Source organism: Soehngenia longivitae (genome assembly GCF_004684055.1).
GTDB classification, from domain to species: domain Bacteria; phylum Bacillota; class Clostridia; order Tissierellales; family Tissierellaceae; genus Soehngenia; species Soehngenia longivitae.
The window spans coordinates 1-15,792 of record NZ_SRIB01000013.1; the positions used below are offsets into that span (position 1 = coordinate 1).

Here is a 15,792-nt window from a genome sequence, read left to right on the forward strand (position 1 = left end):
TATGTTCTAAATGTTGGTGACATTTTCATTGAATAAAACTCTATATTATTAGGTGACATTTTCACTGACTATTGACAGGACAATGATTTTTTGGGATAGTGTCAATTAATTGTTGGAAAACAACTAATAATAATTTTCTAAATAATATTTAGAATAATAACTCCATAATCACATATTATAATAATTTGTAATTTTAATTTCTATTTAACTCAATAACACTAGGTTTATAGGCTATTTTGTACTTACTTTTGTACTTACTTATTTATATTGTATTTATATTATATTAAACTTTAAAACTTGAACTTTTAAGCATATCTTTAAGACATCTCCCCCTATTACAATCCATCACATTGGTCTTAAACTTAATCTGTGTGATAGTATATGGCTGATATGCCCTTCTGCATTACATCTATATTTTTCTTCTCCAAATAATTTTTGGATTCCTTCTCAATTATTTAATATATATATTTTAGATTTTTTCATGCTTACTTATGTTGCAACCTCTATTCATAGATCTTCTGGAGGTATTTCTCCTGCAAAATATCTTATATTTTCAAGTTTTGTTCTACCCTTATTTACTTCCGTTTTATCATCATATACATAAATTTATTTCTTCTCTCTATTATTCCAATTTTGATTTCGAACAAGGTCTTCATCAGCTTCTATGTAGATTGTGTTAACCTTTCTCTTTTCTTTTATTTCCATCCTAACTTTTTCAGCTATAATTGTAGTTTTAATGCTTTGAAAAATACGAAATCACAAGGCCGGAAACAATTGTACCTATAATTATTGTCCCAACTACTACAAAAACCGCTTGCTCCGCTATTATAATTTCCTCATAAATCAGTAAGCTCTCTGTCATTAACAATATCCCTAACATAAGCAACATTAATCCTGCAACATGTGCTAGTCTAGTAGGATCAACTACGTCTTTAGGATCATATCCAGCTAAAATTTCTACCGCTTTAAATTTCCAAATTAATAAAGCTACAATTGTTAATGAAATTCCAGCAACAAGTGAAACAATACTCATAAACAAATTCCTCCATTAAAATAAATTGTAATTCTACAACATTACCGCAAATTAATAAAACATATATCTCACCGATGAGAGTATCAATTAATTGTCGGTATCACCGTTTAAACAACATGATCCTTATTATGATTATTGAGTTCATCTATAAGTCCATTTTGTTTCATTTTAACTTACATTTAGCGTTCCTTATAGGTAGGCTAAGAACGCCGTTCAGACTATGATGCAAGGTTTAAACTATCAGGTTTCAATTCCTTATAGGTAGGCTAAGAACTGTTATTTCTGATATATTTATATTTTGACTCGAATACGTTTCAATTCCTTATAGGTAGGCTAAGAACTTCTATACGATGTTTCTATCCCCAATCTCGTGAGGCTGTTTCAATTCCTTATAGGTAGGCTAAGAACCTTTTGTCTTTGACAATCGCCTCCTCTCCTTTCTTAGTTTCAATTCCTTATAGGTAGGCTAAGAACTGGAAATAGATTTTAGCCCTTTAAAATTAACTAATTTGTTTCAATTCCTTATAGGTAGGCTAAGAACGCTAGCTTTATATGATTCCCTTTTGTAGATAGAAATGTGTTTCAATTCCTTATAGGTAGGCTAAGAACAATACAATGGTTCAGCTTTATATGACCTGCATTGTGGTTTCAATTCCTTATAGGTAGGCTAAGAACTGGCTCCGCAGCACTTCCAGAACAAACTGCTAATATGGGTTTCAATTCCTTATAGGTAGGCTAAGAACGGTTAAGCAACTTCAAGGTAGATGAATGGAATGGAGGTTTCAATTCCTTATAGGTAGGCTAAGAACATGCATTATTGTTATTGTTTTATTATTGGAATTATTTGTTTCAATTCCTTATAGGTAGGCTAAGAACTATATATAAGTTTTTATTTAATTACATATTAAAAATGTTTCAATTCCTTATAGGTAGGCTAAGAACAAGGCTAAAAGCTAAGGTACAGAAATTCATGTTTGAAGTTTCAATTCCTTATAGGTAGGCTAAGAACAAGCAAAAATACAAAAATTCATGTTTGAATAGTCTAAGTTTCAATTCCTTATAGGTAGGCTAAGAACGGTGGACGATAAATTTATCGTCCCATCATCATGGGTGTTTCAATTCCTTATAGGTAGGCTAAGAACATATATTTATCAATAATCACGAAATAGTCATAAATACGTTTCAATTCCTTATAGGTAGGCTAAGAACCTGATGATTTACCACCGATATATGGCATTTCTTTAATGTTTCAATTCCTTATAGGTAGGCTAAGAACTTTTACTTCTGTCAACGTTCTGTCTCTTAAGTCTTCGGTTTCAATTCCTTATAGGTAGGCTAAGAACGCTCCCGCATTTTTACCTACTGCACCTGCAAGTCTTGGTTTCAATTCCTTATAGGTAGGCTAAGAACAGGCTGAAAATTCAAGCTTTTTAAATGGATCTAGTGGGTTTCAATTCCTTATAGGTAGGCTAAGAACAAACATTCTTCTATTACATCTAAGTCTTGAACCTCCCGTTTCAATTCCTTATAGGTAGGCTAAGAACTAAGAGAAAATTCGAAAACTTCATAGTTAATAATAAGTTTCAATTCCTTATAGGTAGGCTAAGAACTATTTTAGTATCAGATGCATCATTAAAATTGTATTTCGTTTCAATTCCTTATAGGTAGGCTAAGAACAAGAAAATCTCGACCTTGCAATGTTATTCAATCAGTGTTTCAATTCCTTATAGGTAGGCTAAGAACCGCATCGACTGAGTTGTTTTTGATTTAAATACAATGGTTTCAATTCCTTATAGGTAGGCTAAGAACCAGAAAAAGGAGCGGGCGACAATATATATTCTTCTGGTTTCAATTCCTTATAGGTAGGCTAAGAACTCAAATGATATTATCCTTTTTGTCTGATCCAAAACAGTTTCAATTCCTTATAGGTAGGCTAAGAACAACCATATGTTTTAGATATAGGTGAATTTAATATGAAGTTTCAATTCCTTATAGGTAGGCTAAGAACATTTAGATGAAATATATCAAGTCGTGACAGATCTTAGTTTCAATTCCTTATAGGTAGGCTAAGAACCAACGGTTGCAATTTTTTCACGCTCAGTCAACTGATGTTTCAATTCCTTATAGGTAGGCTAAGAACTCTTGTTCGTACTCGTTGAAAAAAAATCCTGATGCGTTTCAATTCCTTATAGGTAGGCTAAGAACTTATTAGTGTGTTATATTATATATATCAGTTATGATGTTTCAATTCCTTATAGGTAGGCTAAGAACCATACGGCCTTTCAGGTATTCCTGCAGTATTTCATTGTTTCAATTCCTTATAGGTAGGCTAAGAACGCTTACAGCTTACCAGGAGAGGATCCAGCTGTAAACGGTTTCAATTCCTTATAGGTAGGCTAAGAACTGGATGTGTTGAGGACCTTTATCAGGCTTGCAGCCGAGTTTCAATTCCTTATAGGTAGGCTAAGAACACCACATTTCCTATAGTTGGGCACTGAGTCTTAGTAAGTTTCAATTCCTTATAGGTAGGCTAAGAACCTATATCAGTACCGCCTATTGTTGGCAAATTGTTTGGTTTCAATTCCTTATAGGTAGGCTAAGAACGCCTTCCGATTTGTCAACATCAGAAGACACGTTATCGTTTCAATTCCTTATAGGTAGGCTAAGAACATGGTGAAGGGGTTGAAGGAATTGCACTTACAGTTAGTTTCAATTCCTTATAGGTAGGCTAAGAACAATATGCAAGTTTTAATATGCAAACAGCTATTGGTAGTTTCAATTCCTTATAGGTAGGCTAAGAACAGGAAACTTTTATTTAAGTTCTTTTGACCATTGGATGTTTCAATTCCTTATAGGTAGGCTAAGAACCAACGCAAATGTTATTTTTAATCGAATATGCAAGTTTGTTTCAATTCCTTATAGGTAGGCTAAGAACTGTAAGACTTTTACCTATTTTTTCAGTTTTATTGGGTTTCAATTCCTTATAGGTAGGCTAAGAACTGTGTATAGACCTTTTTGTGTTTTTAAGGAGGTGAGGTTTCAATTCCTTATAGGTAGGCTAAGAACGATTTTATATTTAGATGATTAATTAGTCTAATAAGAGTTTCAATTCCTTATAGGTAGGCTAAGAACTAGACAAAAAAAGGTAAAAGAGTTTATTAGGAAAGTGTTTCAATTCCTTATAGGTAGGCTAAGAACTAAATAATCTTGCCTTCTTCATTAATACTAAAATTTTGTTTCAATTCCTTATAGGTAGGCTAAGAACTCAATCATATTTTCAATAGCACTTTTAGGGACTCTAGTTTCAATTCCTTATAGGTAGGCTAAGAACTACACTTTTAAAGTGATTGAACCTGCTTTACTATACGTTTCAATTCCTTATAGGTAGGCTAAGAACCGGTTGACACTTGTTGTTCAATTATATAACTGTTTTCGTTTCAATTCCTTATAGGTAGGCTAAGAACCTAAGCTTCTCAGTGAACTTACCGACCGCGAAAAAAGTTTCAATTCCTTATAGGTAGGCTAAGAACTAGAGTTGTTCCCTTACAACTTGATAAAATCGAATAGTTTCAATTCCTTATAGGTAGGCTAAGAACCCGACATCGAGGTTGCAGCAGAAAACCTTGACCTTGCGTTTCAATTCCTTATAGGTAGGCTAAGAACTACTTTAATACAGTAAAGTTTTAAAGTTGTATAAGTGGTTTCAATTCCTTATAGGTAGGCTAAGAACCCTGCTGTGCTATTATATGCAAGTTTTCTGCTTCAATGTTTCAATTCCTTATAGGTAGGCTAAGAACCTCATTATATTCCAGAAAACAAAAGATATATTATCCCGTTTCAATTCCTTATAGGTAGGCTAAGAACATTGGAAAAACTCTCGTAAAGGTTTTTTGAATTGGTGTTTCAATTCCTTATAGGTAGGCTAAGAACTATTATAAAACTTTATTTTAATAAAAAACCTTCTGTGTTTCAATTCCTTATAGGTAGGCTAAGAACCTGTTACTCTTTCACCTATTGTAGTAGCCATAAATAGTTTCAATTCCTTATAGGTAGGCTAAGAACCTTTCAAATAATCTGTATCTATATCTATTTTTACATGTTTCAATTCCTTATAGGTAGGCTAAGAACTCCAATAGATTGGTCTACAGACTCTGGACTAGACAGAGGTTTCAATTCCTTATAGGTAGGCTAAGAACTTTTACACAAAAACTGCGTCCACACAGTTTCTGTGTTTGTTTCAATTCCTTATAGGTAGGCTAAGAACATGCAATGATAAACCGTGTGGACTACCAGAAAGCGTGTTTCAATTCCTTATAGGTAGGCTAAGAACTGGTACGGGAAATGAGTCAGAGTTTACAGGAGCTAGTTTCAATTCCTTATAGGTAGGCTAAGAACCAGATGATTTAATTTCAAGTGATTTATCATATATTCGTTTCAATTCCTTATAGGTAGGCTAAGAACTAAAGACAGAAAGGAAGTGATAACATCAATTACAAAAGTTTCAATTCCTTATAGGTAGGCTAAGAACAAAATGTAACAGATGATGTTGTCATGATGGTATGGAGGTTTCAATTCCTTATAGGTAGGCTAAGAACTATTCCTGCAGAGGGATACACATATGAAGAGATGCAGTTTCAATTCCTTATAGGTAGGCTAAGAACCATTGCAGTCTTTTCCTGAACTATCTACATGGGGTAGTTTCAATTCCTTATAGGTAGGCTAAGAACACATCACTGCTACTATATCACCTTGTTTTAACGTGTTGTTTCAATTCCTTATAGGTAGGCTAAGAACATCGTAAAATGTATGACCAACCTAAAATTGAATTAGGTTTCAATTCCTTATAGGTAGGCTAAGAACTTTTGATATTATGCTATTTTACCCTGCTTTACTATACGTTTCAATTCCTTATAGGTAGGCTAAGAACACGCATCGGTTGCGTTGTCTTAGACTTAAAAACTATAGTTTCAATTCCTTATAGGTAGGCTAAGAACGTTTAAAGGCTAAAGTGCAACAGTTTATGTTTGAAGTTTCAATTCCTTATAGGTAGGCTAAGAACTCTACTTATCTCAAATAAAAGATGTTATATTTGAGAGTTTCAATTCCTTATAGGTAGGCTAAGAACTGATATTCTATGAAATAGATAAGTATTTGGAGGTGAGTTTCAATTCCTTATAGGTAGGCTAAGAACAGCGTCCTAACTGTGTTATATAATGTAATACATAGTTGTTTCAATTCCTTATAGGTAGGCTAAGAACTTTCTACTAGGGTCAAAGACACCTTCCATTGAATTTAAGTTTCAATTCCTTATAGGTAGGCTAAGAACTAACAATCAAATCGTTAAATAGGGGCTATTTTAGGGCTGTTTCAATTCCTTATAGGTAGGCTAAGAACTGGAAAGCTTTGTAAATCATAAAGGTAAGACTATATAGTTTCAATTCCTTATAGGTAGGCTAAGAACTTATATTATGTAACTAAGAGAGGTTTTGTCCTCTCTGTTTCAATTCCTTATAGGTAGGCTAAGAACGTTAAAATGAACGTTAAAGAAAAAATGAGAAAAAAGGGTTTCAATTCCTTATAGGTAGGCTAAGAACAAATTTCATGAAGGAAGTGATATCTACATCAAAGATGGTTTCAATTCCTTATAGGTAGGCTAAGAACTATTTAATTTTACTAATATCCATCTTAGAAATTTTCGTTTCAATTCCTTATAGGTAGGCTAAGAACTATTTCATTCATATCCATCATTAGTTTGTTATTCATGTTTCAATTCCTTATAGGTAGGCTAAGAACTCATATGGCTAAAATAACAGAAGTTGACGGTGTATGTTTCAATTCCTTATAGGTAGGCTAAGAACAGAATATTCTTTTTTATATTGTGCTGGAGTGTTTTTGTTTCAATTCCTTATAGGTAGGCTAAGAACTCGTTCATATATTGATATTACTATACTTAAATTATTATGTCAATGGTATAAAATAACTGGTAATTTTAAAAAACGTGTATTTTAAGATGTTATGTAATAGAGGATTTGTCGTCGATCTCCAGCTTGTTTTACATTATTGGAGGTCGACGACAAATTATCATCTATTTACTTATGATTATTTTGTTTATTCTAAAGTTTAAAATCACTTAAATCAATCTTATTTCCAAAATCATTATTACGTTTACTTTTTTTTGATTTATTTTTTTGATTATTATTGTCTTTGTCTTTTTGATTATCATCTTGATTTGAAGAATTGTTTGCATTAATTTTAGTTTTTATTTTTTCTTTATAAGAAAGCGCTTCTGGAAGTATTTTTTTATTCTTAAATTCAACTAGTGGCATATAAGAATAATAATCTCTATCATTCTTATCAACTACGTATTCTTTCATATATAGGAAAGTTTTTATTGAAGCATCTTCTTCTATGTCTTTGCCCTTTAAATATTTTTCTGAGAAATATTTTTTATATTCTTCAATATAATACGAAGGATCAGCATCTACATGATAGTCAAATGAAAAATCTCCATATTTTCTGTCTAAATCCTCTAACTTTAATTTAACATTTTCTATTTTAACTCTCCCGAATCCATAAGGTTTCCCCATGCCAAATGACTGGTAAGAGTTTTTATTTAACATAAGTGACCATAAGAGAAGACCGAGCTCATCTTTGTTTAAATTTTTGAAATGGATTTTTCCTTTAAATCTTGAGCCTTCTTCTAAAGGTTTTAGAAAGCTATTTACTTTATCATTTCCTTTTTCTGTATCTACTTTTAAATTTTCAATATAATTTTTCAGCCAATAATCTTTATATCCTCTCAATTCAAAATCATCATCTTCATAGGTGATCAGATTTTTCTTGTCAGTTTCTGAATTTTGTTTTAGATAAAGGGTGTAGCTTGTGGGTTTAGGTTCTCCAAGAATTACAAGAAAACTTTCATCACATTCCTTTCCTTCTGTGAGCACAGCATCTTCAAAACTTAATCTTGATTTATAATCATATTTTTTCTCATTTAGATAAAATTCAGAAAATCCATATAGAGATTTTTCGTAACTAATTCCATTTACATATCTAACCGGATCTTTTATTCCTGTTAAAATATCGTTTTTATAAAATATCCTCATATATGGAGTAAATCCAAAGTGAAAATGACCATCTTTTTCTATATAGAAGACATGTTTTAAAGTACCTTTTTCAGGTAGATAATAAAATGGATCTTTCTTTTTTGTCCTTTTGCAATCTTTTATATAGTTAAAAACATCTGTTTTACTTATCTTGAATGGATTTATATCATTAACTGGAGCTACTACAAGGTAGTGTGCTGATTTATCTGGTATGAATCCACCAGACAAAAGAATTCCTTCTTTGCTTAGCTTTCCTTTTTCTGATATTCTTATTGGACTTCTTTTTTCATCGAAGTCAAAAGAAACTTCTAAAAAATATGGTTTGTAACGTGAATTGACTCTTTTATTTTCATTGTACATAAAATTAATTTTATCTTTTATACTTTTGTCAACTATTTGTTTTAACTTTTTTTCATTTATTCTTGTGTACCCTGTATTATTAAAGAGTTTCTCGCTTTCATAAATCAAATAATCGGAATTGTCATCACGTATAATATATCCAGATCGTACGTTTTCTGCTATTCTTTTTACTGTATTTATTGCTAGTCTCTTTTTATATATTTCTGTTAGCGAGTTATTTGAAGCTATATCTCTGTAAAGTAACCTTCTATTTTCTATGTCGGATATGTTTTCTATATCGTACAAGTTCTTGTTTAATTCTTTATTTTCATTTACAGGACTACTCATACTCAGAATTTGTGTGTTTTTTCTTAGTACTCCCCTTATGCTATTTGCTGGGATTGCATAATCTCCGCGTGTATTTTTAAAGAACATTTTTATTTTTGATGAAGATTCGCCTTCAGAAACAATTATAGGAGTTTTTGCGACAATTTCATATTCAATCGTGCCAGATAGTAGAGTGTTTTTATTTTTATCAAGATACGTGTTGTGTTTTGGCAAATCATCAAACGAATTATATCTATTAACGGATTTAGATGGAAATGGGATGAAGTTATATGGAGCTCTTGCATATTTTAAATTGAGGTCATTTAAATTCATAATTTCGGATTTCATTTTTTCACTCCCTTTCTAAAATACGTAGTGTCAAATATAAAGATATATTTAGACACCCAATCTTTGATATTTAAACATTTTATATCAATTTGGCTGTCTCCCCCCTTTTTTGATATGTTTTAATAGGAACAATTAACCAAATCTATAAAAAAAGGAGAGACAAACCAAAATGATAGCTTTAATTAATAATTTGTTAAACATTAATAAAATTTTATTTTCTTTACTTGAATCTTTTTTGATTCTATTTATTAAAAATCCTATTGTCCCTAAAAGTCACAAACCTGTTAATAAACCTTATAGGAAGATTGAAGTTGATGATATGCCTCCTATTGTTGAAAATAACAAGTCTTATGATTACCAAGTCCTTTTAAAGGAATATAAGTTAAAACATAGTAAACCTTTAAAGCCTATTAATAGAAGAAAAAAATCTAATATTTCATCTTCTACTTATTGTCCCTATTGTGGTGCTCCAAAGGAGTATCTGTACGAAAATAATGGCTCTAATGGTCAGCTCCTTTGCAAAGTTTGTGATAATACTTTTGTTCCTAATTCTAAACCTAAAAAATCTGTTACTTTTAGATGCCCTTATTGTGGATATACCTTAGAAAAAATCAAGGATAGATCAAATTTCTCTATATATAAATGTAAGAATAATGATTGTGATTATTTTATTAAAAAATTTAATTCTATGTCTTCCAAGGATAAAGAGTTATATAATAAAGATCCTGGTAAATTTAAACTAAGATATATTTATAGGGATTACAATTTTACTTTAGAGAACCTAGCTTCTAATACTCCTAATAGCCCTAAGATTGATATTAACAGAGCTCATAATTCATTAACTACTATAGGCTATATTCTTACTTTTTATGTTAATTATGGTCTCTCATCTAGAGAGGTGTCTAGCGTAATGAAGGATGTATTTAATGTTAGTGTTTCGCATCAAACAGTTCTTAACTACGCACAAGCTGCAGCCTACTATTTATCTGATTTTACTAAGGATAAAGTTGAAAATATATCTGATATTTTATGTGGTGATGAAACCTATATTAAAATTAAAGGTAAATGGAGATATATTTTCCTCATCCTAGATCCTGTAAATAAAATTATCGTATCTAATTTTATTTCTAAAAACAGAGATACATTTTCAGCTTGTTCAGCAATTAAATCTGCTCTTGATTGTTTTAGTAAATTACCTGAAAATTTAACCTTTGTATTTGATGGTAATCCAATTTATCAATTAGCTAAATACTTTTATTCTAAACATGGCATAAATTTCGATATAAAAACAGTTGTAGGTTTGACTAATAATGATATTATCTCTACTGAATACAGACCTTACAAGCAATTTATAGAACGTTTAAACAGGACTTTTAAGGATAACTATAGGCATACTAATGGCTTTGGTTCTTTTGATGGAGCTATTACCTACGTTACCTTATTTACAGCCTGGTTTAACTTCTTAAGGCCTCATTCAGTTCTTGATAATGAAGTGCCTATTCATTTAAAAGAACTTGACAGATATGCTAATATGCCTACTAAATGGGCTAAGCTGATTGAACTTTCTCAATTACATGCAATTGAAAAAGAAAAAGAAAGAGTTTTTTCCGAGGCTGCCGCCTAGCTTTCATTTGAACCTTGAAAACTTAATATTAAAAGCCGTTATCAAATTCCACACTATACTTATGCCCTTTTTTAGTATATAATTTAGTCAAATCTTATTTAAAAACATATCAAAAGTATTTTTCTGTTTTCATATCTTTTTTTACACTACCATTTTCTGTATTTTACATGAGAAAATTTATGCTCTGTTACAACTTCTCCATTTTTATTGATGTATTCTTCTGCTACTCTATGGGTGGTAGAATAAATGGGTATTAACGAGAGGCTTTTTGCATAGTTTACTAAATGATAACATGCACCGAAATCGCCTTGTATTAAAACATAATCTGATGGAGAACTACTATCCTTTATCCACACCTTAAAATCATTTAGGACATCAGTCAAATCATCTAAAGATGGGTCTATAGAGCTCCACTTAGCTTTGAGATTTTGAGGAAGATCTACAAATTCATTAACTCCAAGGGTAGATATCGCATCTTCAATTTGAGATTTAGTGAGTTTATGAGAAAAAATCAAAAGCATTTTTTTGTTCATAAGCCTATAACCCCTTGTCCGCTAAATATTTTGTCAAAACTTGGTCTTCGAATTTTTTTATAAATTCTTTTAGATTATCATATATCTTATTTTCCTTAGGGCTATTATCGTTAAAACCAGCATGAGCTAGTGCATTTCGAAATTCTCCTATATTTTTATATAGTACTCTTAAGTCATAATCTACTATATTTTCAATTTGAGAATTTAAATTTCTGTCAGATTTATCATTCAAACTATTTTCTATCATAACTCTGTTATTGCGATCAAATAGATTCATATGAAGAGAACTTGCCACATAATTTATAATATTTTCCCTAAGAAATGTATAAGACTGTTGGACTAAATTAAATTTAGCACACAAATTTGCTGTATAATATATATCAAATACAATATCGCCAGAATAAGGTTCAAATATGTCTTTTACTTTATTTAGTATTTTTTCGAAAGGCTTTAATTCATCAATGTTTATAGTTACCAAATCTGTTAACATATTTTTTATATCCAAACCTAAATCTGATATTTTTTTGCCCCTTACAGTATAAAGAGAATTTGAAAATTCATTTAATTTTTTTTGCAGTTTATCTACCTTTTGGGCTTCTTTATTTTTTGATGCAAGTTGTGATACAGCTTGGTGAATAAGACTTGATAGATCTTCACTATAACCAGTTTTTAAGAATTTATCTGCAGCTATCGACCAATCGGTGAGCTTGTTAAAAAGGGAAAGATCAAAAATAGGTTCATGATTATCAACTGTTTTCGCTTCAAAAGCACCATAATATATTTTTTTGATATTTATATTTTTAGTATATTTAGCATAATTAAGTACTGACATAATTATGAGAGGGATCGAACGAAAAGAATGGGTTATATCAACATATATTTCATCCTTTTCTTCAATTAAATCATACACTGTATTGAAAATTTCCCATATTTCTATTTCGCTTTTACCGTCCATTATAGGGACTTCTTCATAGGAGGTGCAATTTTCATCAAACTCTTTCTTTAAACCATTTCCCTCAGATCCAATCCAATGTATTTTTTTAGCTTCTTCAGTCAATACTACATAAAATTTTACATCATTTAACATTTTAGCTAAAGCAGATTGAACATATTTAGAAGTAAATTCAAATTTTTCACCTTGTTCATTTTCAAGTTTGTACGTCATAAGTTCATATTTACCTGTTCCTAAAAATGTTATGACTTTTTTCATTCTAATACCTCCTAAATAATTGTATTTAACTTAATATTATACAAAAAATTCGAAACATTCAATACATACTAAAGAAATATTTAATTAACCAATCACAGTTTGTTAAACATTGATAAATTTGATATAATTATAAATATTAAACAGTAAGGATGATAGCGATGTATCAAGCCCTATATAGGAAATATAGGCCTAAGACATTTGACGATATTTTAGGTCAAAATCATGTGACAAAGATATTAAAAAACCAAGTAAAAAGCGGAAACATTGGGCATGCATACCTTTTTTCGGGAACAAGGGGAACTGGTAAGACTTCAGCTGCGAAAGTGCTTGCGAGAGCTGTGAATTGTTTAAATCCAGTAGATGGCAATCCATGCAATGAATGTAGTGTGTGTAAGGGAATATTAGATGAGAGCTTAATGGATGTCATAGAGATGGATGCTGCAAGCAATAGGAAGATAGAAGATATAAGGGAATTAAAAGAGAAGATAATCTACCCTCCATCAGTTGCAAGGTATAAAGTGTATATAATTGATGAAGTTCATATGCTCACAAATGAAGCATTTAATGCTCTTTTAAAGACTTTAGAAGAACCACCCAAACATTTAATATTTATACTTGCGACAACTGAGCCAGAGAAACTCCCTCAGACTATCTTATCGAGGTGCCAAAGGTTTGATTTTAAGAGAATAACCAACAATGATATAATCTACAATATGCAAACCATACTCGATAGTATGGACATAACTGTAGAAAAAAGAGCATTAGAATTAGTTGCAAGAAATTCTGATGGGGCTATGAGAGATGCACTGAGCTTATTAGATCAGTTGATCGCATATGACAGCAACAATATAACCTATGAGGATTGCATCAATATTTTAGGGATAACAAGCAGTGACTTGATTTTTGAACTAGTTGATGCTATAAATGAAAGGGATATAGGGAAATCTATTGAAATTTTAGAAAGAGTTATTTTAGAAGGTAAAGACATTCAACAATTTGTAAAGGATTTGACATATCACTTTAGAAATTTGATGATTTCAAAAGTGTCTAAAAATCCTGAAGAACTAATTTTCACAGAAGATGTAGAAAGGTATATCGCGCAAAGCAAGAAATTTGAATTAGATGATATATTAAAGTGTTTAGAGATACTAAGAGATACAGATTCAAATGTTAAATGGGCACTTCAACCACGTATTGTATTAGAACTAGCAATAATTAAAATGATTGAAAAAGGCGAAGTGACAAAAGAAGATAAAAATGTTTCGCAACATGAGAAAGAAGAGAAAGAGAGTATTAAAGAGGAAGTAACGAAGAAAATTTCAAAAAATGTTGAAGTAGAGAAAAAAGACTCTAAAACAGTATCAAGTGCAGATGAAGAGAAATTTTCTTTAAAATATGTAAAGGCACAATGGCCAAAAATCATGCAAATTATTAAATCAAAAAAAATAAGCATATATGCTTTAATTATGGAGGGAGAAGTACAAAGAGTAGATGACAATAGGATAGTTATAACATATAAGGAAGGATTTGAGTTCCATAAAAATGCAGTAAATTCTCCACAAAACAAAGAATTTTTAGAACAAGTTCTATCTGAATATTTTAGTACACCTATAGAGTTAGTGTTCTTAATGTCAAATCAAATAGATGAAATGAAAGAAGAAGTTAAAGATATACCAAAAGAAAAAACTAAAGAAGAGAAAATTCAAGAAGTAATTGACTTCTTTGGTGAAGATTTAGTAGAAATTATTGAGGAGGAATAAAAATGGCAAAAGGCGGATATCCAGGAATGGGTGGAAACATGAACAATATGATGAAACAAATGCAAAAAATGCAGAAAAAGATGGAAGAAGTACAAGCTAAAATTGACGCAGAAGAAATTGAGGCAACAGCAGGCGGTGGAGCTATAAAAGTAGTTGTAAATGGGAAAAGAGAAATATTGAGCATAGATATTGATAAAGATGTAGTAGACCCTGAGGATGTAGAAATGTTGCAAGACTTAATTGTTGCTGCAGTAAATGAAGCTTTAAGAAAAGCAGAAGAATTCGCAGCAAAAGAGATGCAAAGTGTAACAGGGGGCATGAATATACCAGGGCTATTCTAAAGGAGAGGTTTAGATGGATTATTATGCATTGCCAATAGCGAACTTAATTGAACAATTTTCGAAACTTCCTGGTATAGGTAGAAAATCGGCTCAAAGATTAGCTTTTTTTGTTCTCGAAATGGATAGAGAAGAAGCTATAAGATTATCACAGGCAATTATTGAAGCTAAAGACAAAATTAAATTTTGCAATGTATGTGGAAATTTCACAGATTCAGATAAGTGTACAATTTGCAAAGATAACACTAGAGATAGAAAAACTATATGTATAGTGGAAGGGCCAAGAGATGTAGTAGCTATGGAAAGAACTAGAGAATACAAGGGACTTTACCATGTACTTCACGGTACTATTTCTCCAATGGACAATATAGGACCTTCAGATTTAAACATAAAAGGACTTTTAGAACGCTTTAAAGAAGAAGAAATAAAAGAGGTAATACTTGCGACAAATCCAACTGTTGAAGGAGAAGCAACGGCTCTTTATATTTCAAAACTCATCAAACCATTGGGAGTAAAAGTCACTAGAATCGCTCATGGGATACCAGTAGGTGGCGATTTAGAATACTTTGATGAGGTTACGTTGGCAAAAGCTATGTACAATAGAACAGAAATGTAGTACACAAACATGGTTATGTATATTTTAACCATGTTTTTATTTAAAGTTAAGGAGAAAATATGATAGAATCTTTTGAACCAATAGAATCAAGAAACAGTAAAATATTGATACTAGGAAGTATGCCTAGTGTAATATCACTTAACAAATATCAATACTATGGCAACCCACAAAATGCATTTTGGAAGATAATATTTGATTTACTTGAAGAAGAATTTGTAAATGATTATGAAATAAAGAAAAATTTACTCATTAAAAATCACATAGCACTTTGGGATGTTATAAAATTATGTGAAAGAGATGGGAGTAGCGATTCAAAAATAAGAAATGAAGAAGTAAATGACTTTGAGTCTTTTTTCAAGGAGCATATGAAACTAAAAGCTGTGTTTTTTAATGGTAAAAAAGCACAAGAAATATTTATAAAAAAAGTAATGGGGAAAGCCCACATACCTACTGAAATAATCTATGAAGCGCTACCCTCAACAAGTCCTGCAAATGTAATGAAATATGAAGATAAGAAAAAAGCTTGGGGAAAAATTTTAGAATTTTTGTAGATGACCT

At 31.0% G+C, this 15,792-nt stretch carries 9 protein-coding genes and 1 CRISPR repeat array; of the genes, 5 read left to right on the forward strand and 4 right to left on the reverse strand.

Features of this window, described 5'->3' with window-relative positions; all coding sequences use genetic code 11:
* Positions 1 to 733 precede the first annotated feature (733 nt).
* Both E4100_RS08470 and E4100_RS08475 read right to left on the reverse strand, forming a co-directional pair.
* Positions 734 to 1,033, reverse strand: a complete 300-nt coding sequence (locus E4100_RS08470) for a DUF3784 domain-containing protein (protein WP_135271616.1) — start codon at positions 1,031 to 1,033, stop codon at positions 734 to 736.
* A gap of 178 nt (positions 1,034 to 1,211) precedes the next feature.
* Positions 1,212 to 6,957: a CRISPR direct-repeat array (repeat unit 30 nt; unit sequence GTTTCAATTCCTTATAGGTAGGCTAAGAAC).
* Between the two features lie 189 nt (positions 6,958 to 7,146).
* Complete coding sequence (locus E4100_RS08475; RefSeq protein ID WP_135271617.1) at positions 7,147 to 9,153, reverse strand: TIGR03986 family type III CRISPR-associated RAMP protein; 2,007 nt, start codon at positions 9,151 to 9,153, stop codon at positions 7,147 to 7,149.
* 169 nt (positions 9,154 to 9,322) lie between these two features.
* On the opposite strand from E4100_RS08475, the gene E4100_RS08480 reads away from it, so the two are divergent.
* Positions 9,323 to 10,777: a DDE-type integrase/transposase/recombinase gene (locus E4100_RS08480; protein ID WP_135271618.1), complete on the forward strand. Its 1,455-nt coding sequence runs from the start codon at positions 9,323 to 9,325 to the stop codon at positions 10,775 to 10,777.
* Between the two features lie 146 nt (positions 10,778 to 10,923).
* Here the strand turns inward: E4100_RS08480 and csx20 are convergent, their stop codons facing one another.
* Together csx20 and csx2 are read right to left on the reverse strand one after the other, a co-directional pair.
* The gene (gene csx20 / locus E4100_RS08485; protein WP_135271619.1) at positions 10,924 to 11,310 is read right to left on the reverse strand and encodes a CRISPR-associated protein Csx20; all 387 of its coding nucleotides are present in this window, start codon (positions 11,308 to 11,310) and stop codon (positions 10,924 to 10,926) included.
* A gap of 4 nt (positions 11,311 to 11,314) precedes the next feature.
* On the reverse strand, positions 11,315 to 12,520 hold the full coding sequence (gene csx2, locus E4100_RS08490) for a TIGR02221 family CRISPR-associated protein (RefSeq protein ID WP_135271620.1): 1,206 nt from the start codon (positions 12,518 to 12,520) through the stop codon (positions 11,315 to 11,317).
* A 158-nt stretch (positions 12,521 to 12,678) separates the two neighbouring features.
* On the opposite strand from csx2, the gene dnaX reads away from it, so the two are divergent.
* Genes dnaX through E4100_RS08510 form a run of 4 tightly spaced genes read left to right on the forward strand, consistent with a single transcriptional unit; the run spans position 12,679 to position 15,785 of the window.
* The gene (gene dnaX / locus E4100_RS08495; RefSeq protein WP_135271621.1) at positions 12,679 to 14,280 is read left to right on the forward strand and encodes a DNA polymerase III subunit gamma/tau; all 1,602 of its coding nucleotides are present in this window, start codon (positions 12,679 to 12,681) and stop codon (positions 14,278 to 14,280) included.
* A gap of 2 nt (positions 14,281 to 14,282) precedes the next feature.
* Positions 14,283 to 14,621, forward strand: coding sequence for a YbaB/EbfC family nucleoid-associated protein (locus tag E4100_RS08500; protein ID WP_135271622.1), 339 nt, complete (start codon positions 14,283 to 14,285; stop codon positions 14,619 to 14,621).
* A gap of 13 nt (positions 14,622 to 14,634) precedes the next feature.
* Complete coding sequence (gene recR, locus E4100_RS08505; protein ID WP_135271623.1) at positions 14,635 to 15,234, forward strand: recombination mediator RecR; 600 nt, start codon at positions 14,635 to 14,637, stop codon at positions 15,232 to 15,234.
* 59 nt (positions 15,235 to 15,293) lie between these two features.
* Positions 15,294 to 15,785, forward strand: coding sequence for a DNA-deoxyinosine glycosylase (locus tag E4100_RS08510; protein ID WP_135271624.1), 492 nt, complete (start codon positions 15,294 to 15,296; stop codon positions 15,783 to 15,785).
* Positions 15,786 to 15,792: the final 7 nt, after the last annotated feature.